The 24,125-nt window shown below is 37.2% G+C and carries 20 protein-coding genes and 1 CRISPR repeat array; of the genes, 18 read left to right on the forward strand and 2 right to left on the reverse strand.

All coding sequences use genetic code 11. From position 1 onward, the window contains the following. The first annotated feature begins 37 nt into the window (after nt 1-37). The 16 genes from AC1RRY_RS11835 to cas2 all read left to right on the forward strand — a co-directional run bounded on the left by AC1RRY_RS11835 (nt 38) and on the right by cas2 (nt 17,191). On the forward strand, nt 38-1,366 hold the full coding sequence (locus AC1RRY_RS11835) for a putative oxidoreductase C-terminal domain-containing protein (RefSeq protein ID WP_492821319.1): 1,329 nt from the start codon (nt 38-40) through the stop codon (nt 1,364-1,366). 18 nt (nt 1,367-1,384) lie between these two features. Further along, a complete protein-coding gene (locus AC1RRY_RS11840) occupies nt 1,385-2,548 on the forward strand; it encodes a Gfo/Idh/MocA family protein (protein WP_492820569.1) in 1,164 nt (387 codons plus the stop codon). Between the two features lie 306 nt (nt 2,549-2,854). Next, the gene (locus AC1RRY_RS11845) at nt 2,855-3,331 is read left to right on the forward strand and encodes a Dps family protein (protein ID WP_492820567.1); all 477 of its coding nucleotides are present in this window, start codon (nt 2,855-2,857) and stop codon (nt 3,329-3,331) included. Between the two features lie 637 nt (nt 3,332-3,968). Further along, entirely contained in the window at nt 3,969-4,985 is a 1,017-nt protein-coding gene (locus tag AC1RRY_RS11850) for a sugar-transfer associated ATP-grasp domain-containing protein (RefSeq protein WP_492820565.1), read from the forward strand. A 230-nt stretch (nt 4,986-5,215) separates the two neighbouring features. Continuing rightward, nucleotides 5,216-6,238 (forward strand): sugar-transfer associated ATP-grasp domain-containing protein, encoded by a 1,023-nt coding sequence (locus tag AC1RRY_RS11855; protein WP_492820563.1) that lies wholly within the window; start codon nt 5,216-5,218, stop codon nt 6,236-6,238. Nucleotides 6,239-6,300: 62 nt separating this feature from the next. Then, the gene (locus AC1RRY_RS11860; RefSeq protein WP_492856716.1) at nt 6,301-6,624 is read left to right on the forward strand and encodes a sugar transferase; all 324 of its coding nucleotides are present in this window, start codon (nt 6,301-6,303) and stop codon (nt 6,622-6,624) included. A gap of 109 nt (nt 6,625-6,733) precedes the next feature. Then, on the forward strand, nt 6,734-7,378 hold the full coding sequence (locus AC1RRY_RS11865; RefSeq protein WP_492820561.1) for an acetyltransferase: 645 nt from the start codon (nt 6,734-6,736) through the stop codon (nt 7,376-7,378). A gap of 124 nt (nt 7,379-7,502) precedes the next feature. After that, entirely contained in the window at nt 7,503-8,312 is an 810-nt protein-coding gene (gene cas6 / locus AC1RRY_RS11870; RefSeq protein WP_492820559.1) for a CRISPR-associated endoribonuclease Cas6, read from the forward strand. Between the two features lie 13 nt (nt 8,313-8,325). Further along, entirely contained in the window at nt 8,326-9,249 is a 924-nt protein-coding gene (locus tag AC1RRY_RS11875) for a helix-turn-helix transcriptional regulator (RefSeq protein ID WP_492820557.1), read from the forward strand. Between the two features lie 594 nt (nt 9,250-9,843). After that, a complete protein-coding gene (locus tag AC1RRY_RS11880) occupies nt 9,844-11,229 on the forward strand; it encodes a type I-B CRISPR-associated protein Cas8b1/Cst1 (RefSeq protein WP_492820555.1) in 1,386 nt (461 codons plus the stop codon). Nucleotides 11,230-11,255: 26 nt separating this feature from the next. Further along, nucleotides 11,256-12,341, forward strand: coding sequence for a type I-B CRISPR-associated protein Cas7/Cst2/DevR (cas7i, locus tag AC1RRY_RS11885; protein WP_492820553.1), 1,086 nt, complete (start codon nt 11,256-11,258; stop codon nt 12,339-12,341). Nucleotide 12,342: 1 nt separating this feature from the next. Then, complete coding sequence (gene cas5b / locus AC1RRY_RS11890; protein WP_492820551.1) at nt 12,343-13,008, forward strand: type I-B CRISPR-associated protein Cas5b; 666 nt, start codon at nt 12,343-12,345, stop codon at nt 13,006-13,008. Further along, nucleotides 13,001-15,325 (forward strand): CRISPR-associated helicase Cas3', encoded by a 2,325-nt coding sequence (cas3, locus tag AC1RRY_RS11895; protein WP_492820549.1) that lies wholly within the window; start codon nt 13,001-13,003, stop codon nt 15,323-15,325. The genes cas5b and cas3 overlap by 8 nt, the downstream gene beginning before the upstream one ends. Nucleotides 15,326-15,329: 4 nt before the next feature. After that, complete coding sequence (cas4, locus tag AC1RRY_RS11900; RefSeq protein ID WP_492820547.1) at nt 15,330-15,875, forward strand: CRISPR-associated protein Cas4; 546 nt, start codon at nt 15,330-15,332, stop codon at nt 15,873-15,875. 9 nt (nt 15,876-15,884) lie between these two features. After that, the gene (cas1b, locus tag AC1RRY_RS11905) at nt 15,885-16,889 is read left to right on the forward strand and encodes a type I-B CRISPR-associated endonuclease Cas1b (protein WP_492820545.1); all 1,005 of its coding nucleotides are present in this window, start codon (nt 15,885-15,887) and stop codon (nt 16,887-16,889) included. Nucleotides 16,890-16,927: 38 nt separating this feature from the next. After that, the gene (cas2, locus tag AC1RRY_RS11910; protein WP_492820543.1) at nt 16,928-17,191 is read left to right on the forward strand and encodes a CRISPR-associated endonuclease Cas2; all 264 of its coding nucleotides are present in this window, start codon (nt 16,928-16,930) and stop codon (nt 17,189-17,191) included. A 191-nt stretch (nt 17,192-17,382) separates the two neighbouring features. Next, a CRISPR array of direct repeats spans nt 17,383-21,647; the repeat unit is 30 nt; unit sequence GCACCAATCGCACCATATAGGAATTGAAAC. Nucleotides 21,648-21,848: 201 nt separating this feature from the next. Here the strand turns inward: cas2 and AC1RRY_RS11915 are convergent. Together AC1RRY_RS11915 and AC1RRY_RS11920 are read right to left on the reverse strand one after the other, a co-directional pair. Further along, complete coding sequence (locus AC1RRY_RS11915) at nt 21,849-22,067, reverse strand: helix-turn-helix domain-containing protein (protein ID WP_492820541.1); 219 nt, start codon at nt 22,065-22,067, stop codon at nt 21,849-21,851. Nucleotides 22,068-22,070: 3 nt separating this feature from the next. After that, nucleotides 22,071-22,586, reverse strand: coding sequence for a hypothetical protein (locus tag AC1RRY_RS11920; protein WP_492820539.1), 516 nt, complete (start codon nt 22,584-22,586; stop codon nt 22,071-22,073). A 215-nt stretch (nt 22,587-22,801) separates the two neighbouring features. On the opposite strand from AC1RRY_RS11920, the gene AC1RRY_RS11925 reads away from it, so the two are divergent. Both AC1RRY_RS11925 and AC1RRY_RS11930 read left to right on the forward strand, forming a co-directional pair. Then, the gene (locus tag AC1RRY_RS11925) at nt 22,802-23,320 is read left to right on the forward strand and encodes a GFO_1088 family ECF-type sigma factor (protein ID WP_492820537.1); all 519 of its coding nucleotides are present in this window, start codon (nt 22,802-22,804) and stop codon (nt 23,318-23,320) included. Beyond that, on the forward strand, nt 23,304-24,053 hold the full coding sequence (locus AC1RRY_RS11930) for a HEAT repeat domain-containing protein (RefSeq protein ID WP_492820535.1): 750 nt from the start codon (nt 23,304-23,306) through the stop codon (nt 24,051-24,053). The genes AC1RRY_RS11925 and AC1RRY_RS11930 overlap by 17 nt, the downstream gene beginning before the upstream one ends. Nucleotides 24,054-24,125 lie beyond the last annotated feature (72 nt).

Genomic DNA, 24,125 nt, shown 5'->3' on the forward strand with positions numbered 1-24,125 from the left:
AAAAACTTTGGCAACTGGGTTTGCTTTAGCGCTTAGTATGTTATTCAATAAAGAAGCATCTGCCCAAACTCCAAAAGAGATTAAATTCATTACCCTTGACCCTGGTCATTTCCACGCAGCTTTGGTTCAGAAGAACATGTATCCTGAAGCCAGTCCTGAAGTGCGGGTGTATGCTCCGGCCGGAAGCGATCTTGATTTACATCTACAACGGATACAGAGCTACAACACACGTGCCGATAACCCGACCAAATGGCAGGAGAAAGTTTATAAAGGCAACGATTATTTCGAAAAAATGCTGGCAGAAAAAGCCGGTAACGTAGTGGTGATAGCGGGTAATAACCGTATCAAAGCCGATTACCTTCAGAAATCAATCAATGCAGGTTTTAATGTGCTGGCAGATAAACCCATGATTATCAATGGCAATGATTTTGAGAAACTGAAACAGACCTTTGCTACCGCTGCGCAGAAAAACGTGTTGTTGTATGATATCATGACCGAACGCTACGAAATCTCTACCATGCTGCAACGGGAGTTTTCAATGTTGCCCGGTGCATTTGGTAAATTAGAAAAAGGTACACCTGACAACCCTGCCGTAACCAAGGAGAGCATTCATCATTTCTATAAATATGTTTCAGGCAGTGTGCTTACGCGTCCGGCCTGGTTTATGGATATTGCCCAGCAGGGAGAGGGCATTGTTGATGTAAACACACACTTAGTAGACCTCATTCAATGGGAGTGTTTCCCGAATCAGATTATTGACTACAAAAAAGATATCAAAATCAACGATGCCCGTCACTGGACCACAGATATGACGCTGAGTCAGTTTAAGGCTATTACCAAGTTATCCGGCTTCCCCGACTATCTGAAAAAAGATGTAGTGAAAGACACCCTGTTGAAAGTATTCTGTAATGGTGAAATTAACTATCAGTTAAGAGGGGTACATGCCAAAGCATCGGTTATATGGGCGTATCAGGCACCGGAAGGTGGTGGAGACACGCATTATTCGATTATGCGTGGTACAAAGGCCAATCTCATTATCAGACAAGGCGCTGAACAAAACTATAAACCAACGCTATATATTGAGCCCGTAAATCCTGCGGCTGGTTATGAGGCCGACTTATTAAAGGCACTGGCGGTAGTTCAGAAGCAGTATCCGGGTGTTAAACTGAAAAAAAATGCCAAAGGCTGGGAAGTTGAAATACCTGAGAAATACAAAGAAGGACATGAAGCACATTTTGGCCGTGTAACTGAAAAATACCTTGAGTTTCTGAAACAAGGCAAATTACCTGCATGGGAAGTACCCAACATGCTTGCCAAATATTATACAACTACCCAGGCCTTAAAGCTGGCAACCAAAACCCGATAAATTCAACCTGATTAAACTATGGAAAACAATCAGAATAACCGCCGTAATTTCTTAAAGAATAGTCTGGCGAGTACAGCAGGGCTTGTACTTTCTTCAAGCCTTGTCAATGAAATTGCCGCAAAATCAGCACCTATAGAGGCACCCTATATACACAGGAACCTTGAACCAAGTATTCGTTTTTCAGTAATCGGACTCAACCATGGCCATATTTATGGCATGACCGAAGCCATAATACGCGGTGGCGGCCAGCTTGTGTCTGTGTATGCAAAAGAACCCGACCTGTTAGCTGCTTATGTTAAGCGATATCCGAATGTAAAACAGGCAGCCAGCGAAAAAGAAGTATTGGAGGATAAATCGACTCAATTGATACTGAGTGCAGCCATAGCCAGTGAGCGTGCCCCTATAGGTATCAGAGCCATGCAACATGGCAAAGACTTCATGGCTGACAAACCCGGTATCACAAGCCTTGAACAATTGGCACAGGCAAGAAAAGTACAGAAAGAAACCAAGCGGATTTACTCTATTATGTATAGCGAGCGATTCGAAAACCGCGCAACCGTAAAAGCCGGTGAATTAATAAAAACAGGCGCTATTGGCAAAGTAGTACAAACCATTGGGCTGGGGCCTCACAGAATGAGTACCAAAACACGCCCTGAGTGGTTTTTTGACAAAAACAAATTTGGTGGTATTATTACTGATATTGCCTCACACCAATTCGACCAGTTCTTGTTTTTTACTGGCTCTACCAAAGGAGAAATTGTGAGCTCTCAGATAGGGAATCTCAATCATCCTGAATTTCCGTTGTTTGAAGATTTCGGCGATGCTATGGTGAAAGGTAATGGTGGCACCGGATACATAAGAGTAGACTGGTTTACACCTGACGGACTGAAAACCTGGGGCGACGGCCGACTGACCATTTTGGGTACCGAAGGTTTTATAGAGATTCGTAAGAATATCGACATTGCCATTAAAGACAAAGGCAATAACTTATATCTGGTTAACAACCAAAAAACCGAATACATAGATTGCAGCAACGAACCACTGCCATTCGGCGGCCAGTTAGTGAGCGATATTGTGAACCGAACCGAAACCGCCATGACGCAAGACCATTGTTTTCTGGCTACTGAACTATCTTTAAAAGCACAGAAATTTGCTAAAAGACTGGAACCAATGGGCAAGTAAATTACCAATAACTATATTGAAAAAGGAGCTACAAACTTAGTTTGTAGCTCCTTTTTGGTTAATAAACCTTACATAAAGCAAATAGTTAAATTCAACATTTGCATGTTATTATGAGCATTTTCATAATTTGCTCTGTCATATGTCAGATATATACATATTGCCCCTTCCTACATTTGCAAAAACTATAAACTCAGGCTATGCAACTACAGCAAATCAGTTTTGTGCCTTCATAAAACCTTTAATAAGGTTATTTGAACCAAATTAAAATCTTTCGGTTTTATATATACGTCAAAACATTTATAATCTATGAAAAATCTGAACGCAATAGGTCTTGATGCCGAAAAGGCAAATACGCTGGCAGAAAAATTAAATGAGCTTCTTGCCAATTATTCAATTTTTTATCAAAATGTAAGAGGATATCACTGGAATATCAGAGGTGAAAAATTCTTTGAACTTCACCTGAAATTTGAGGAGTTATACAATGATTTACTTCTTAAAATTGACGAAATAGCAGAAAGAATCCTGACCCTCGGACACTCGCCGAATCACAGTTATTCGGGCTATAAAAAAATCTCTCAGATTATAGAAAGTAGTCAGGTTTCTGATGGTCTGGTAGCTGTTAATGATATTCTGAATTCGTTTAAGATAATAATCTCTTTCCAACGCGAATTGCTTGCCTTGTCTGCCGATACTAACGACGAAGGCACCAATGCCTTAATGAGCGACTATATCAGAGCCCAGGAAAAACTCGTATGGATGTATTCTGCTTATTTGCAGAGATAGGTGGGTGTATAAATCATTCCTGATCTCAAAATAAGTGAGCAATCAAAAGAGGCCATCCGGAGGATTGGTTTCTTTTTTTGTTAATCTCATTGATAAAAACTGCCATGACAAAAAATGCGTTTTCATTTCTGATTTCTTTTCATCATCTTCCCCTCTTAATTTTAATAAATTATTAAGCCCAAAAAATTGTAATGATACTACTTAAAAATTATTATTGTTTTAATCTAAAAACAGAGCAACAACAAAACCGAACACCCTTCTGAGTAATATATACTGCACGATAGACAAAATGCAAGCGATTATTTGACATAATAGGCATATTTTCTTAAGCTGAGTAGCCTGTTGTATAACAGTTAAATTGGCATTAGATAATAGCAACTTTTACCGAATACAAAGTAATTCTTTACATGATATATTATATACTGCCATGGCAGAAAAAATCGTGCTACAGATGGAAGGCGGTTCTCCAAACTGAGAAGTTCAAGGAGAGATTTCCATTGCCTACCCTATACATTTCTCTATTAAGGTTCTCATACTTCTTATTATAGAATAAAGAAAGTATTTTTTAGAGGAAGAGAAACAAAAGAAGATGATCTGATAACTGTCCTGCTCGATGGGATGAACTAAAACTTAACTAATGCATATAAAATACCTGGCTTACAATTTAATTAAAACTGACTTCCTGGAGCTCCACTCATTGGTTAATCAATTAAGTCGGGAAAGAGAGATTCTAATAAGACTAATTTATAAAAACCTTATCAATCATCTTTTTAAGTATAACACAAAGCTTCTGGACTATTTTTATCTGGGTTTTTTCGAAGCAGACATTGATCCCTCAGAATATACTGATGTTTGGCATTTGCATCTTTTGCATAAAAAATATAATGGAAAAGATGCCATAATTTTCAGAGATAAAATCCGGTTCAGGGAGCGATTTAAAGATTACTTCGTTTATCCTTATTTCGTATTAAAATCTGAAAAAGACATTGACTTATTAACAGCATGGATTAAAGACAATGCCTTCAAAAAAATTGTGGTAAAAAAACCTATGGGTTGTGCTGGTAAAGAGGTTGCCGTTTTATCCATTACACAGATCAATGATGATTTATTCATTGAAGGAGAAAAATCCACATCTTATTTTATCGGCTTATATAAAAAAAAATATACCTTATTTGAATCTTTTGTTGAACAACATGCTGAGTTAAGAAAGATTAATCCTCAATCTGTCAATACCGTCCGGATTGTCACTTTTGTTAATGACGATAAAGACGTTGAAATATGGGGGGCAATTATACGATTTGGCTGGGGAACACCAATAGACAATTTTAGTAGTGGTGGATTAAGCTCAAATATCGATGTCACGTCCGGAATAATCAATAATCCGGCCAGGATAAGAGATCCTTTCCACAAAATCAGGTATGAGAAACATCCTGCAACAAATGAACCTATACTAGGTGTAAAAATTCCATTTTGGGATGAAACAATAGACATGGTTAAGCGAGGAGCTTTGGAAGTTACTGGTGTAAGAACAGTCGGCTGGGACATCGCTATTACGCCGGAAGGACCTACTTTTATAGAAGGCAATGACAACTGGGGCATTTTCGAGGCGATGTCTGATAAGCGGCTAGGCCATAAGATCAGATCGTTAGTTTAGGCAGGCATTAAAATGAAATCGTGTCAACAAATATTCTATAGCTGGGATAAGGCAATAGCCACAGAGAATTTTAAAAAATATTATTCTCTGATCAAGATTTTATCATTACTTTATTATTCCAGATTATATATTTGACTCTGATACTAAGTCAATTCTAAACATTTTGAAAAGAAATAACTAACGGGATCAATAATACCTGCCTCATTTAATAGGTTAAATAAATTTGACTTATGCACATAAAATACCTGATATACAACTTACTAAAAACTGATTATTCAAAACTAAATAAACTAATTAATCAATTACATTTTGAAAGGAACACTCCGAAATTATTAATTTATAAAGACTTAATCGTTCATCTTTTCAAGTGGAATACCCTTTTCATCGATTATTTCTTTAATCAATTTTTTGATAAGACTGTTGACAAAACCAGATATACCAATGTTTGGGATATGTATCTTTTTCATAAAAAATATAATGGAAAAGAGCGGATGATTTTCAGAGATAAGTTACAATTCAGAAAAAGGTTTAGTAATTACTTTATGTTTCCCTATTTTGAGCTAAAATCAAAAAAAGATTTATCACTCTTAAGCATCTGGATTAAAGACAACGGTTACGAAAAAATTGTTGCGAAAAAACCTTTAGCCAGTTCAGGTAAAGGAGTCAAAGTTTTAAAAATTGAACTAGTTAATAACGAATTACTTATTGAGGGTAAAGAATCTGAAAGTTTTCTCAATATCCTGTATAAAAACGGCTACACATTGTTTGAATCTTTTATAGAACAGCATGTATGTTTGAAACAACTACACCCGGCGTCTGTAAATACCATTCGGATCGTAACTTTTGTAACTGCTTCAAAAGAAGTAGAAATATGGGGAGCAACCATACGAATGGGGGTAAATAATCCGGTAGATAATTTTAGTATGGGAGGAATCAGTGCAAATATTGACATTGATTCGGGAATTGTTAATACCAGAGCGAGATTTAAAGCACCTTTTCTGGGAAATTATGAAACGCATCCTGTCACAGGAGAGAAAATTACAGGCATGGAAATTCCATATTGGACAGAAACAATAGAAATAATCAAGAGAGCATCTTTGGAAGTTCCGGAAGTCCGAACAGTAGGTTGGGATTTAGCCATGACACCACAGGGGCCCACATTAATTGAAGGAAACGATAATTGGAATAAAAATAATTTTGAATTAGTGACAGGGATAGGATTAAACGAAAGAGTTAAAACACTATTGAGTTAAATTTAGTTGAATTCAAATAAGCTTTATAATCGGCTTTCAGAGCACATTACCTGCCACTTTATATTGAAACGCAAAAACAGTGTCATGATGTTCGTGTCGGAATTACCGACTTGGCACAAGTAAATGGACGCAATACAATTTCATCGGCGGAGAAATTTAAATTTGATATCCACTATGTGGATCATTTCAGTTTTAATAAGTATTCTAGAATTCTTCTTTTAACTACTAAGAAAGTATTGTTTAGAGAAGGGATAATAAAAGAAAATCATTCAGTAATGTCCCATTCAATGGGATGCATTACAACCCGGTTAATTTACAATTTGTTAAAAACTCAGCTTTATAAATACCTGCAGATAGACACTCACTCAGCTAGGATATCGGCATAACATTTTAGATGGTTCCACACCTGTAAAAAGAACTAAACTTTGGATAAACTCATTTCGAACCAGTCCAGAGATAAGTTTAAATGACAGAATAAAACGTTTATGAATACACATGAAAGAAAAGGCTTTAATTATGGGCGCAGGAACTTACGGACAAGTTTACTGCGAGTATTTAAAAGAGGAATATGACGTAGTGGGATTTGTGGATGATAATGACGATCTGATAGGAGAAAAATTCCGAGATACGCCGGTCTTAGGTAATTTTGATTACTTAACTAAATTTATAGACAAGTCTGTCAATATTTTTGTTCCCATTGGAAACAACAAAACAAGAGTGTGCCTAATGTTAAAGCTGGAAGAACTAGGCTATAATCTCCCTTCTTTTATTCATAAACATTCACAAATTCACGAATCCGTTCATATCGGGAAAACCATATATGCCCTGCCTGGATGCAACATTATGCCTTTTACTAAAATTGAAGACTATACTATGATAAGTATGGGTGTAAACATAGCACACCATACCGTTTTGGGGAAAGGGAGTTTTTATTCTCAGGGAACTAATGTTGGCGCAGGAATAGTTATTAAAAATTTTGCTTTTTGTGGAATAGGGTCAACCATTACCACTGGGGTGAAAACGATCGGCGAAAATGCTGTAATTGGTTCAGGCACTGTAATAATAAGAGATGTACCTGATAACGCAGTAGTTGTGGGGAATCCCGGACGAATAATTAAGTATAATGATCCTATAGACTAATTTCAGTTACAGATAGGCGGTATTTAACACGAGACACCTCCGGAACCGAAAAATAAATCCCTGCAGGTATCTTGATAATCTTATCATATATGCTTAACATTGTTTCGCAAACAACCCTGCTGCGATGCGATTTAAATTGACCCTAAGACCTACTACTGTATATCAGAAACTGACCCTCAATTATAACCATCCTTTCTCAAGCTGGATATACTCGAGGCTCAAAGAATCAGATACTCAATACGCTACGTTTCTTCATCAGAAAGGCTATAAGGCGGAAGATTCAACCAAAACCTTCAAACATTTCACGTTTTCGAAGTTCGATATTCCTAATAAGGCCAAACCTGTTGAAAAGGGTGAAGATTTTATTCTGCTTTCTGATCGACCTATATACATTACAGTTTCTTTCTTTATTGACAAAGCTGCTGAAAATTTCATTGTTGGTCTCTTCAAAAACCAAAGTATAAGTATCTACAACAAAAAATATCAGGCCGATTTTGTAATTGAATCGGTTGAATCTCTTGCCTCCCCAAATTTTGAACACACTCCCTTGCTTCTGAAAGCCAGCTCGCCAATGGTAATTGCTGAAAAACGCGCCGATGGGAACGACGAATACTTACCCCCTACTGACCCACGATTTTCTAAATACTTTGCAAGAAATCTATTGGATAAATATGAGTCTGTTTATGGTAAAGGCATTACAATGGACGATTCTACCCTTGAAAAGCTCATCCAATTTAAACTGATTGATACTGAAAAGATGAGGTCTAAACTCATCTGGATAAAAGAAGACCGCAACGACGAAACCAAAATAAAAGGTTACGAAAACTTCACCTTTGAACTAATAGCTCCTGCAAAAATGATAGAGGTTGGATTTTTTGGGGGAGTAGGGAAGCATACTTCGTCGGCCGGGATGGGCTTTTTAAGCATTATATAAAAACAACACGCTGATGAACGTTTTCCACGACAATAGCCCCAAGAATCGGCTATTGGGTATTCTGAAAAATCTTTTAGAATACCCACAACATTATACCATTAAAACCTTTGCGGCAAAGTATAATGTGAGTACATCTACCATCAAAAAAGATTTTGAAGAGCTGAAAGATGCATGGTTTACGCTAGAGTACGATGATCAATACCGATACTATCTTGTCTCTGATAAATCACTGGAGCATCTTGAAGATGTTTTGTTTTTTACGGAATCGGAGAAAGAATTTTTGGTGGAAGCCCTCACCAAAGCCAATGGCACAGACAAACGGCTGGAGAAAATAAGAACAAAACTTGAAAACATTTATGATGTATCAAAGCTGGGCAGCAGTTTGTTTTCAAGAACCTTTCTCGACAAGGCCAATCTGCTTGAGCAAGCCAAAAAACAAAGGCGTGTAACCCGGCTCATTAACTATCGCTCAACTATGAGCAGCAAAACCAGTAACCGACTGGTAGAGCCGTTTCAGGTGAGCATCAAAGATGATATACTACATGCATATGATTTAGAAAGAAAACAGATTCGCCATTTCCGAATTTCAAGAATTGAACGAATAGAATTGCAAAGCGAAAAATGGAATTATGAAAATTTTTATTATATAGCAGCTACCGATCCTTTTAGAATAGTGAATGACAAACAGGTGTATGTACACTTACGATTAAAAACCGGTGCTTTGAACCAGCTAATAGAACAATTTCCGATGGCTCAGGCTTATATCCAGCCCTCTGCCGACCAAGAAGGTATTTATGATTTTGAGTGTAAAGTAAATGAACATTTTTTGGGAATAACAAACTTCATTTTAGGCTATTTTGAACACATAGTCGAGATTGTGGAGCCTGAATCACTTGTTGAGCATGTTAACAAGATAGCTGCAGGGATAAAGTTTTAGGGGAATTAGTGGTAGTGTGGATAATGCACTATGCGGGCTATACTTTCGCCAAATAAAAAAGATGGCCTTGTAAACATGGTACGATTATCAAGTAATTACTCATTAATTTCAATTCCTTAAGATTTACAAAGCCATTGCAAATATAAACTAAAAATTAAAACTTGAATATAAGAAGTGCAATTAAAATTTATTTTATAAGTAATTACACATTATGGAAATATACTTATGATTAAATAATATAATCTGTTAAGTTTGTACAAACTTAACAGATTATATCATGAAACACTCTGAAAAGCCGCTAATTAATCGACCAAAACAATGTAGCAGTTGTGGGAAAGAATTTTCCTATGAAATAAAGGATTGTGAGATTTGCAATGGTAATTGTTTCATAATATATAATAGATTATGACACCCAATTAATGAATTTTTAATTCTGTTATATAGCTTATTAAAACCTGAATTCTTATATTAATAAGCAAAATACGAAGAAAAGTTTCTTAGGTAGAGTGAATAATACACTATGTAGATTAATAAGTTTGAAACGTAAAATGAGATTAAATAAATAAACTCTACTCATAATCATTAAATATAAAGATGAACGATTTTATTAAACCAACTGGTGATCCATTTATAGACGTAGGTGGCTTCATAATTGAATATCTGAATGAAAAGTTTCCAAAAAATACCATATTACAGCAGATTGCTTATGTAACTGATATATACGTAAAACACTGGGGTGGGAAACTTCATACTTATTTTCTGAATTCGTCCATTACCCAACCGGCATTTAACACCGGAAAAAAAATTGATGAGACATTAAAATACTATGGAGGTCTTATTAAAGAAACTAATCAGGATTATAAAATAGGCTACTGTCGAATAACCGGAACGGAAACAAAGCTGTACCCAGCCGGAAGACACAATCATATGATGTCTGCTTCTAGTGCATTTATCAATTTCCATAGCGCTTATGAAAGTGGATTATATTTATCGAAAGAAGCATTAACACGTACTTTTTTCTTACCACTTGGCGTATGCTTTGTAGGTGATAAGATTGCGCTTCTTCAAAGCAATTATGACACCGTAAGCCGATTCTTAGTCAGGAAAAATGTTGAAGACAATCTTAGAAATGTTTCGAATGGATTGGCAGAAGGCACCCTTAAATCGGAGTTTGGAATCATTTCAAACGCACTTTTCAATTTTGCAGATTTATGTATTAACAGCTTACCAATAGCAGTAACAGAGGATGACAAAAACATTGCTTTAGGGAACGTGCAATTGAATATGTACCATTTTACAAATTTTGGAGCAAGCCCTGATATTGAACTTTATACTTTTTCAAATCTGCTTTTCCAGTTCTATGGATATTGCAAAAAAAATCATGCAAAAGAATGGAGTGATTTTATCAATCAGCATTACAAGTCTTCAAAGTTCAAAGAAGCGCAGTTTGATGAAAAAACAGAAGAATGGTACAATAAAAAAGAACGGCTTCAATATGACGACTATAAGACCTGGAATAACCCGATTTTAAACAAGTTAATTAAGAATGCATCAATTATATCAAATTTGCGCCAATGGAGCAAAAATCATCAATTTAGCTTTAGCATCATAGAAATTTACTGCATAAATATATTAAAAATGGATAAATATACAATTCAGAAAATTAAAGAACTGGCGGAATTTATTCTTGATGATAAATCAGAAGACCAGATTACAAAGTCGCTTGTCAGGCTTAATGGTTTAAAAGGTGCTGGCGATTTCAGGCTTTATCTCATAAAATTGATTAAGGATAATTATGAAAATAAAAATCCTAATTCTCTAATAACATTGGAAGATTATATTTTCTATTTATTCCCTGATGGGACTTACTGGAAAGAGATGCGCGACTTATTGATAATAGCCATTTATCAGAAGTTACATGAAACCAATCGTTACGTCTCAGTTGAAGACTTATCTGAAAACGAAGAAGAACAATCATAGTCATAACTATTAAACTTATTAAGCAAATGGATTTACTAAAAACACAAGGATTTGTTTTGATTGATGTAGATGTTGTCGCCCTTAATAACGCGGGTAAAAGTTCTAGCACAAATTTTGAGAATGGAGTTGCTACAAAAACCATTTCAAAAAATGGCAGTAAATTTACCTATGTTTCAGGTCAAGCCTGGCGATATTGGTGGAGAGAAACGCTTAGAAAGGATTTGAACTGGAATCTATCGCCTATTACAAGAGAAAGTAAAATTGCTTTCACCGATGCTAATCCAATCAAATATTCTGACGATGACGTTTTCGGATATATGAAAGCGGCAAAGGATGTTATTTTAAAGGAAGATGGTACTCCTGAACTGGACTCAAAAGGCAAAGAGAAAAAAGAAGATGTTACAGTTACTCGAGTTTCACCACTCAAGAACTCAGTTCTGGTATCTGTTGCAAGTACAAAGACTGAAGAACACTGGTCAAGTATGGCACGGCAAGACGGAGATTCTGTCCCTTACAGCAAAGAGGAGTATAGTGCGATTATGAAAGGGATGTTCTCTATAGACCTAGCACAAGTAGGCACATTTGCCACATACAATAAAACAGGATTCAAGAATCTGACTGCAAAGTTACAAGAAGAAGCAATTAACAACGGTTGTTCTAAAATTGAAGACACTTTTGTAAAAGATGCAAAGGGTATTCCTCAAAAACTAATTCAACTACCAAAGCAAACCAGATTGCAGAGGATATTAGATACTCTTAAGGCTCTTAAAACCATTTCCGGAGGAGCAATGCAAACTAATAATATGGGTGATGTAACACCCAAGTTTATCATATTGGCAACGACTACTAGTGGTAATCATCCCTTTTCTCATGTAGCTAAAGCAGAAGGAGCATTCAAAAATATCGCAACTTTGAGTATTGAGGCAATAAAAGAAGTATTAGAGGATTATAAAGATCAAATCAAAGGACAAGTTTTTATTGGCAAGAGAGCCGGATTTATGGATGAGATTAATAACGACTTACAAAGTCTGGCATCTGACAATGTAATTGTAGCCACAGTTAATCAGGCTGTCGATGGATATTGCATGCAATTAGAAAACCAAATTGTATAATATGAAATTCTATAAGATAGACATTTCGGGTTGGACTGCCAGTTTTAGATATCCTAATCTGATTAGTGGTTACCAACCAACTTTAGAGGTACCTCCATTAAGTACCGTTTTGGGTCTAATAAATGCTGCTGCTGGTAGATTTATTACGTATAAAAATGACAAAATAGGTTACTATTTTGAGTTTGAAGCAATTGGAACCGACCTGGAAACCATTTATCAGATGGACGGAAACGGTAGAACCACAAATAATATGGCCAAGTCGAATGTCATTAGGCGACAGTTCTTATTCAATCCGCATCTTATTATATATACTTCTAATCAGGAAATTGCTAACTACTTCCGAAAGCCTGTTTATCCAATACTTTTGGGCAGGATGAACGACTTGGCAACCGTCGATAATATTTCAGAGATTGACATGGAATTGCTCAATGAGGATGTAGAGATAAAAGGACAAATAGTACCCACATTTCCGTACCATTTGGCTGGACAGATTCAGGCATTGCCAGAATACTATACAAATACTTTTCCTAGGAAAAACATCGGTACGAAGCCCTTTTCTATTGTTTCACATAAAAACAGTGTTATATCTTCAAAAATTGAAGCTTTGCGTGACAACGACATAAATCTCAACATTTTTATGCACCAGGTCAATTATAATTATGAATGAGATCCTAGCCAAATCAGACCCTCAATTGCCATTATATGTGCATATTGACGATTGTTTGAAAATTCATTCATTGCTGAAAGACCAATTTGCACAGATAACAAAAGTCCCGAATATTCCACAGGAGTTTTGGGACTATGTTAAAATTTGTATGATTTTCCATGACCTTGGCAAAAGTCATGCTGATTTTCAATTGGTACTAAAAAATCAACAGAACAAATGGGATAAGCAAAGACATGAATTGTTCTCTCTCCCTTTCTTTGAAGCTTTTAATGGAATAGAAGATGAATCTGTAAAATATCTTATGCTTTTAGCAATTGCAGGGCATCATAAAGACTATGAATCCCTTTATATAAGATATATCAATAATTTCTATCAGGATGAAACTCCTGCGTATGGCTCGCAATTAAACTTAGGCTCAATACAAGTAAGAAATTTCAAAGATGAATTTAAAAAAGTTGATATAGTTGGTGTTCGAACAATCTTAAAAGAAAAATACGATATTGAAATCAATCAAAAAATATTGATTTCAAATCAGTTTAATTTTATCAGGAAATACAACAATAAAGGGATTACCCTTAACAGCTCTGACTATTGGCTTTTAACTTTATTGTTTGGTGCTATTAAAAACTGTGACCATTTAGGCTCTGCCAGAGTGACCCATATTCCATCTGTTACTATAAACGACTTCAAGTTTCTTTCAGACCAGCAGAATCTTTTGAAAGTTAAAGGGCTCGATTTTTATGAACATCAAAAAGTTTGCGCTCACACCTTGGGTAATGTTATTTTAACCGCTCCAACAGGATCAGGAAAAACCGAAAGCGCATTCTTATGGATAAGAAATCATTTCATCGAAAACCAAAATGGTCGTGTTTTTTACGTACTACCCTTTACGGCCTCTATTAATGCTATGTTTGAGAGGCTTAGTTCTGTTATTACAAGAGAAAAAATCGGGATGCTTCATGGGAAATTAAGCGCTTACTTAAACGACTATTTTGAAGAACATCAATATAGCCATAGCACCAAAAAAGAAGCTATCGATGAACTCAAAAATAAATTTAAATACGTCACCACTCCAATAAAAGTATGTACACCGTTTCAGCTGTTAAAGCATATTTTCGGATTAAAAGGTTTTGAACAAGGGTTATTCGAATGGACAAACAGTTATTTTATCTTTGACGAAATACATGCATATGACCCTAAGACTTTTGCTCAAATCAAAGTTCTATTGAATTTCGCCACCCACTATTTAAATGTCAAAGTAATAATAATGACTGCAACTCTGCCGCGCTTTCTAAGACTGCATTTGCAAGATGCCATTAAGGTTTTTACACCTATAACTGCTGACATCTCCCTTTTTAAAGAATTTAAGCGGCACAAGGTAATATTAAAAGATGGTTTGTTGGAAACTAATCTAGATATAATCACTAACGACTTGATTACCGGGAAAAAAGTATTAGTGGTTTGCAATACTGTCTTTCAAGCTCAAAAAATTTATAATGAACTTAAAGACTATGCACTACAATCTGTCTTATTGCATGGTGGTTTTAATGGTATAGATCGGAATAAACATGAACAAACTCTTTTACAGGCCGAGAAAAGAGATGATTTAAAAGATGTTAGCTTGCTTGTAGGCACGCAAGCAATTGAAGTTAGCTTAGATATAGACTTTGAAGTAATATATACTGAGCCTGCACCTATTGATGCCTTATTACAGCGCTTTGGAAGAGTAAATAGGAAACGACAAAGAGGTATATCCCCTTGTTATGTTTTTAAAGAAAATAATGATTCAGATTTTTATATCTATGATCGAGAGGTAATAAATAGGACATTAGAAGTTTTCTCAAAACCTGAAAATAAAGATTCGATAGATGAAGCAGTATTGCAAGAATATATTGATTATGTGTATCCAAAGTGGGTTAAAGAACAAGAAAATGACTTTAATATGACTTACGATACAATGAAAGCAACTCTGGATTCACTAATTCCACTTCAACACTCAAAAAAAAAGGAGGAAGACTTTTACAGTAAATTTGATGGTGCTAAAATTCTTCCCCAAGAATTAAAACAGCAGTTCGAGGATTACTTAAAATCATTTGATTTTATCAATGCGGATAACCTTAAAGTATCTATTAAAAAAAACCGATTCCGTCAATGGAAAGCAACTGGAAATATAAAGAAAGAATTTTTCTATTTTGAGAAAAATAAAAAGGGTGAGCTACTAAAGATTGAATACTTTATTACAAATAAAGTTTATGATTCTGAATTAGGTTTATCTAAAGAGAAAGAACAACCATGGCAAGACTTTAATATACTTTAAAATAATGCCCATCACCGCTACCCTCATCAATTATCTTTTGGTTTGCCATCGGAAAGTCTGGCTTCATGCCAACGGCATCCGGATGGAACATACCTCTGAGATAGTTGCTGAGGGTAAGCTTATCGGGCTGGAAAGCTACCCCCAACGCGCCGAGCGTTGGACAGAGATTGAAGTCTCAGCGCAATTCCACTCTCCTGCGTCTGCTCCTATCGAATTAGCCGCTAAAATTGATTTCTTCGATCCTCACTTGGGTATAGTTCACGAAATAAAAAAGTCCAATGCAAAAGAACTAGCACATGTGGCACAGGTACAGTTCTATTTGTATGTCCTCAGGCTCAACGGTATCAAAGCCGGGTACGGTCTCATAGAATACCCCAAGCTACGTTTAACAGAGAGAGTTAGCCTGACTGATGACGACCAACGACTATTGGAAAACCAGATTTTGAAGACCTATGAAATTGCAAACCAAAATACTTGCCCTGCGCGACTACCCGTCAGTAAGTGTAAATCATGTAGTTTCTTTGAGTTTTGCTGGGTTGAAGAAGAATAAATACTAATCATGAAAAAAACATATTATTTGTTTAACCCCGGGAGGATGTCTCGCAAAGACAATACACTGAGTTTCACACCCGTTGACGAAAACAACATTGAAGGGCAAACACGTTACATTCCAATCGAAACTGTAGATAATATCTATTGTTTTGGAAGTTTGGATGCCAACTCAGCTTTGTATAATTTTCTAGGGAAAAATCATGTTTCGGTTCATTTCTTTGACTACTATGAGCATTACACCGGCTCATTTATGTCGAAAGATTACCTACTAGCCGGAAAAATGCAAATTGAGCAAACAAAATATTATAATTCCGATAAAAAACGTCTGATAATCGCCCGCAAATTCGTTGAAGGAGCGGCATATAATATGCTGAAGAATCTTAACTATTATGTCAATCGCGGAAAAAACCTTACTGACAGCATAGATCGCATCATGAGCTACGTGCTATTAATTCAGGATTCAACCAAAATAGATGAGTTAATGGGCATAGAGGGTAATATCCGACAAGCCTATTATGCAGGTTTCGATGAAATAATCAATGATTTTGAAATGGGAAGCCGAACCAAACAGCCTCCTACTAATGAAATTAACACTCTGATATCATTTGGCAATATGCTTTGTTACACAGCTTGTCTGAGTCAGATTTACCACACACAACTTAACCCTACCATTAGCTTTTTGCATGAGCCCGGTTACCGCAGATATTCATTGGCCCTTGATCTGGCAGAAATCTTCAAACCAATATTAATAGATAGAATTATATTTACGGTATTGAATAAGCGTCAGATAAAAGCTACTGATTTTAGAAAAGAACTGAATGCCTGTGTGCTAAAAGATTCGGCCAGGAAAATCTTTGTACAAGCCTTTGAAGAAAAACTGAAAGAAACATTCAGACACCGTAAGTTAAGTCGGAATGTCTCTTATAAACAATTAATAAAACTAGAATGCTATAAACTTCAGAAACACTTATTAGGTATGGAAGAATACAAACCTTTTAAGATGTTGTGGTAACACAATCAATGCTAGTTTTAAACTAAATTAATGAGGAAATGTATGTAATTTTAGTCTATGACATTGGCGAAAAAAGAGTCGGTAAAATGTTAAAATTTTGTCGAAAATACTTAAACTGGATACAAAATTCTGTTTTTGAGGGTGAAATAACTGAAGTAAAGTTAAAAGAGATGCTTTCAGGAGCCAGAAAGATTATGAACGAAGACGCCGACAGTATAATTATTTTTAAAAGTAGGGAGGAACGCTGGTTGGATAAGGAAATTATTGGTATAGAACGCATGACAACAAACAATTTTTTGTAAAGTATCGTCGTCGAAGTATCAAAACAAAGCTCTTTGACATATTGAAAAACAACAAAATAACCATAACTCATTGATTATCAGCAGTCGTCGATGCCTCAGTAAAATCTTACTATTATGCATCGACGACTTTTCTATTGACTTTCTGCATAAAAACCTTTTATTTTATATCAAATAAGCCGTTTTTTCAACGGGCACCAATCGCACCATATAGGAATTGAAACTTGCATAGAGGGGGAAGGTGCGCTTGCTCATGGTAGCACCAATCGCACCATATAGGAATTGAAACTTCGTTCATCACCATTCTGTGCATATAATAAATATTGGCACCAATCGCACCATATAGGAATTGAAACAAAACTCAGCTGCCTCCTTGATATTCATAATCGTGTGCACCAATCGCACCATATAGGAATTGAAACGTGATCGAAGTAAGTAAGATAAAAATTGGCAAGATAGCACCAATCGCACCATATAGGAATTGAAACATACCAAGTAAAACATAATTATACTACATAATTACCGCACCAATCGCACCATATAGGAATTGAAACTTGCTCGCTATTAGGCGTTAATAGCGGCTTTGAGGTGCACCAATCGCACCATATAGGAATTGAAACACGGAACTGTTTATTTAGGCTTTACAGTAATCAATTGCACCAATCGCACCATATAGGAATTGAAACCTGAAAAGAACCTGAATAAACTGGTAACCCGGTATGCACCAATCGCACCATATAGGAATTGAAACTAAGAAGGTTTGTTTATGTAAATAGCCTGGGGGCGGTGCACCAATCGCACCATATAGGAATTGAAACTTCGGTGCAATTGGTGCAAAGTGGACTGTGCCCAGTAGCACCAATCGCACCATATAGGAATTGAAACGTCCTAAATTTTTAGGTGGCATCTTTCTTACCCAGAGCACCAATCGCACCATATAGGAATTGAAACAACAAGTGCAGACGTTTGACCCGGACAGCAAACGGGGCACCAATCGCACCATATAGGAATTGAAACAGATTTCTGGATTAGAAAATTTCCTCCAAAAAGTTGCACCAATCGCACCATATAGGAATTGAAACTCCCTCAGGTTCTTTAGCAAATCAACCAGTGTGATAGAGCACCAATCGCACCATATAGGAATTGAAACAGAGTAGCGTCCTTCGTGAATTTTATAAAATTGCCTAGCACCAATCGCACCATATAGGAATTGAAACTCGGAACCCGGATGCTGCGTTTTGACGGTGCAACCGGGCACCAATCGCACCATATAGGAATTGAAACGGTATCAAAGCTGCTCATAACCTGGCTATGCAGTATCGCACCAATCGCACCATATAGGAATTGAAACTTTACTAGGCGATCACAATCCTGTGAAGGGTAACAGCACCAATCGCACCATATAGGAATTGAAACTGTATGCACCAGAGCCGCTACCAAAAAATATTTTTGCACCAATCGCACCATATAGGAATTGAAACTATAGCTTAAAATCAAGCTCAACTACCGGTAGGTTACGCACCAATCGCACCATATAGGAATTGAAACAGGGCGTATCGATTGAAGACGAAAGTGGACCGATAGCACCAATCGCACCATATAGGAATTGAAACTTTGCTAATCTCAAGCAGGTATTTGCGCACACGGCGCACCAATCGCACCATATAGGAATTGAAACAAGTATAAGTTTGGCAGGGCAATGACTGAATACGTAGCACCAATCGCACCATATAGGAATTGAAACGATTTCTTTAAAAACTTACTTTCACTCAAAAAAAAAGCACCAATCGCACCATATAGGAATTGAAACAGAAATTTCTGGAAGATGTTTCAGCGGCTAAGGGGGGGCACCAATCGCACCATATAGGAATTGAAACGCTTTTTGAAGAAGGTAAAACAGATCTGATTGAAGGCACCAATCGCACCATATAGGAATTGAAACGCTCATCTCTTACTTGGGGTTCAATTCCTATCTACTGCACCAATCGCACCATATAGGAATTGAAACCCGTTCGAAGCTTTGACCGGGGCAAAGCTGCTTATGGCACCAATCGCACCATATAGGAATTGAAACTCGGAGAAAATCAGGGTTATCCTTCGCCTTTTCACGCACCAATCGCACCACATAGGAATTGAAACAATGAGGCAATTTTAGTTTTTGTTATTAATACTCTGGCACCAATCGCACCATATAGGAATTGAAACTGAAAGGTGTTAAAACGGTGTCTCCTGGGTTTGAAGCACCAATCGCACCATATAGGAATTGAAACCCCTCATTTATAGGTTGAACGTGGTCAACCATTTCCCCGCACCAATCGCACCATATAGGAATTGAAACTCCGGCAGGCTGGTGATTTTTGTACCTCGCAAATCAAGCACCAATCGCACCATATAGGAATTGAAACTTCACCATATACGTCTCACCCCCCTCATACTGATTCAGCACCAATCGCACCATATAGGAATTGAAACTAACAAAGGATTTATCCGGTCAATGCTGGCGGAATGCACCAATCGCACCATATAGGAATTGAAACCTCAAAGAACCGGGTCAAGGCCTGCCCTCTATCCATAGCACCAATCGCACCATATAGGAATTGAAACTTTCTCAGTTTCCATACAATCACTCAGGGTTTGTAGCACCAATCGCACCATATAGGAATTGAAACCCTACATTTTCATCTGGCGAGACCCTGTTAAGGGTAGCACCAATCGCACCATATAGGAATTGAAACAACGCACTGGATAATCCACCGCCATTTGCAGAATTTGCACCAATCGCACCATATAGGAATTGAAACAAAACACAGTATTGGCCGATTGAGTATTTAGAACAGCACCAATCGCACCATATAGGAATTGAAACTTAAATAGCAGTATATTCATTTTAAAGGTCAGAAAAAGCACCAATCGCACCATATAGGAATTGAAACCTCATAAAAGTGGCCGCTTTTGTTTATCCACTCATGCACCAATCGCACCATATAGGAATTGAAACAAAACCTCGTTTATGACGCTTTGGGGTTCGATACATGCACCAATCGCACCATATAGGAATTGAAACTAAGGTTCGCTTTCTACCGTTGCCAGTAGTGCGGGGGGCACCAATCGCACCATATAGGAATTGAAACATCGAAAACGCGTAAATCTGTGGAAACTGAATATTTGCACCAATCGCACCATATAGGAATTGAAACCTCCCAATTGCCCGGTTTTCGCCATTTTTAGACACAAGCACCAATCGCACCATATAGGAATTGAAACTGGTTTATGATGCCACGGCCTTACAGATCAATAGCAGCACCAATCGCACCATATAGGAATTGAAACGTCTGAAAGATGCTATCCGGATGATAGATGCAGTTGATGCACCAATCGCACCATATAGGAATTGAAACCATTCTCTCCCGGGTACATCTTTTCAAATTCCAGCTGCACCAATCGCACCATATAGGAATTGAAACTGATTGAACCCGGTTTTGCTTCGTCCAGCGCATTGGGGCACCAATCGCACCATATAGGAATTGAAACAAATAAATTTATCGGTACCTACAACTCTACTGCGAAAGCACCAATCGCACCATATAGGAATTGAAACTTGAGACATAAAGGCAGAAGTTTCACCGCCAGAGAAGCACCAATCGCACCATATAGGAATTGAAACCGATAACACGAATTCGAATGTCAGGTCCCATATCTGTGCACCAATCGCACCATATAGGAATTGAAACATCGATAGTTTGACAGGAAAGATTATGTTTCGACAAAGCACCAATCGCACCATATAGGAATTGAAACATGTCTTTAAGTGCTCTTTGGATTTGCACCGCGGCAGCACCAATCGCACCATATAGGAATTGAAACTTCCGAGATATTCAACTTTTCGGAACGAAAGCTGCCCGCACCAATCGCACCATATAGGAATTGAAACATAGAAACTAATTGATAGTGAAGGGCGCGAATTGTCGCACCAATCGCACCATATAGGAATTGAAACATGATTGGAGAGCTTATTCAAAAGCCGGGTGATATTGCACCAATCGCACCATATAGGAATTGAAACTCATTGATTACGATTATGCCTAGCGCCTTTATTTATAGCACCAATCGCACCATATAGGAATTGAAACTAAGAAAGTAAGCACAACCGAGCGGCACTATTTCAGGCACCAATCGCACCATATAGGAATTGAAACTTTGCCCGGCAGGCAAGTAAGGCAGGTTATAAGGAACGCACCAATCGCACCATATAGGAATTGAAACATCTCCCTTAATCCCTAACCGCCCGGCAATTTGATGCACCAATCGCACCATATAGGAATTGAAACTCTTCAGATGCTTGCGAACATGAGCGGATTGGGATGCACCAATCGCACCATATAGGAATTGAAACTGATAGCTTCACTCAGATCTGTGATACTCTTTCCGGGCACCAATCGCACCATATAGGAATTGAAACTTTACAGTAAATCTATGTCCAAACGAACCTCCAGTACGCAGCAATCGCACCATATTAGGAATTGAAACTATGTAGAATAAATATAATCAGCAACAGTTAGTCTGCACCATATAGGAATTGAAACAAACATTTTTTTGTAATTCGCTCAAATTCGGTTCTTGCACCAATCGCACCACAAGGAATAAAATTATCAACAAAACATTACTCTGTTTGCTCATCTTCCACATACTCCAGCACATCTCCAGGCTGGCAGTTGAGTACTTTACAGATGGCTTCAAGGGTTTCAAAGCGGATACCTTTGGCTTTACCTGTTTTCAATATAGATAAGTTAACGGTGGTTATCCCGATTTTTTCTGCCAACTCCTTGCTTTGCATCTTGCGTTTGGCAAGCATCACATCTACGTTAATAATAATTGGCATATCTTAAATAAATAAATCCTGTTCGTTCTGAAGCTGTAAGCCCTGTTTAAAAATAGCTGCAAAAAAGTAGGCAAATACCCCCAATATAAAATGCAAGATAATTAAAATAACAGCAATGTCTTCTACCTCCGTAAAAATGGTCGCCAGCAATATAGCCAAGCCCGGAAGAAACAAGTTAGACAAATAAAACAACCTTAATTGCTTGATACCATATTGCGAAAACAACCGGGGTTGAAAAAATACCTTAAATATATTACTGGCCAGTAAAAAGAAATAGCCGTATAAGCCCAAGGGCATAATGAAATCAATCAGTATATAAGGCAGGTTATAATCACCATTCAGAAAATGAGTCTCGGTAAACGGATACAATACATGGAAATATTTCATGTCATCACTGAAAGTCAGCGACCACCCTGTTAGCAGACAAAAAACAGAATAGGCTGTAATACCCAGATAAAACGCGGCAAGAAATCGCGTGATGTAAAAAAGAATTTTAGAAATGATTTTAACTTTATCCATGTCATTATTTCAGAGTATGTTGTAAAAATAACTCATAATTATCATAAAACAATAATTTATTTATCATTTACAACTATTTACACCTTCTTTGTGTGACATTTTATCTTCAAATCCATTACCTTTCTTCTATTTTAAATCTTACCTTTATTATCAATCCGAAAAAATTTCCAAAATTTCTGTAATGTTTCATTGGGTGGGTCGTCTATGTTATTGAAATGGATTTAAAAGCATTTACACAATCGGTTCTTCAACACCAATCCCGCTTATATCGGGTGGCCAAACTCTTCCTTAAAAATCCGGAAGAAGCAGAAGACACCGTGCAGGAAATATTTTTAAAACTATGGGACAAACGGCAACAATTAGAAGCGTATCAGAGCGTAGAGGCCCTGGCGGTGCAAATGACTAAAAATCTTTGCCTCGATAAACTGAAATCTTATGCCTATAATCATACCTATACAGGTCTGGAAGCAATAGATGCAAGTGCAGCTACTTATACGCCTTATGAACACACCGAATTGTCGGATAGTAATGAATTATTAAAAAGAATTGTCGACGCCCTGCCTGAAATTCAGAAAACGATTTTGCATCTGCGCGATGTAGAAGAGTATTCTTTTGAAGACATAGAGCAGGTAACGGGACTGACCGTCAATAACATCAGAGTTATTTTGTCAAGAGCCAGAAAGAGTGTTAGAGACAGTTATTTAAAAGTAAACAATTATGTATCAGGAAATTGAGAAACTACTAGAGAAGTACTACGAGGGAGAAACGACGCTTCAGGAAGAGAAGTACATCAAAGATTTTTTCAGTAAAAGTGATGTACCGCCCCATTTGCAGCACCATATGGCAGAGTTTGCTTATTACAAAAAGGCGGCAACAGAGAAACCCTCCGACCAGCTAAAAGAGCAGGTAATTAATGCCATACAAAAAAGAGGCAGAGTTATCCGGTTTACAGTTTTAAGCAGAAGAATAGCTGCAGGTGTAGCCTTGATAATCTGTGGATTTGCCGCAGGGTATCTGTACAACAATAATCAGGACAATATAACAATTATCAATAATACACCTGAATCCACACTAAAAGAAACCCTAAAGTTTGAACAGGTGAGTCTGACGTCAGCCAGTGAGCGGATTGACGCAGTAAACCAAAGTCTTGAACTGAAAGAGTTAGATCAGGAGCTTATTCAATTATTAATAAATACCCTGAATTTCGACGACAACGTAAACGTCCGATTAGCTGCCTGTCAGGCACTGGCTCGTTTTGAAAATGAACCTATGGTACGCGAAGGGCTCATTCAGTCGCTCAAAATTCAAACCGATCCCAATATTCAGATAACCCTTATTGAGTTACTCGTTCTGATGAAAGAGAAACGTGCTTCATCAACTATGGAGCAAATCTCTCAAGACAGAGCCGCAATGGATGTAGTCCGTCTGAAAGCCCAGGAAGGCGCAGCTAAATTAATCACTTTGTAAACAATTAACCCCAAACGGATTTTCGAAGAAATGTAAGGCCTTGTTCAGAGAATCTCCTATTATTTAATCAAT

This window comes from Emticicia sp. GW821-FHT11C11 (assembly GCF_058808615.1).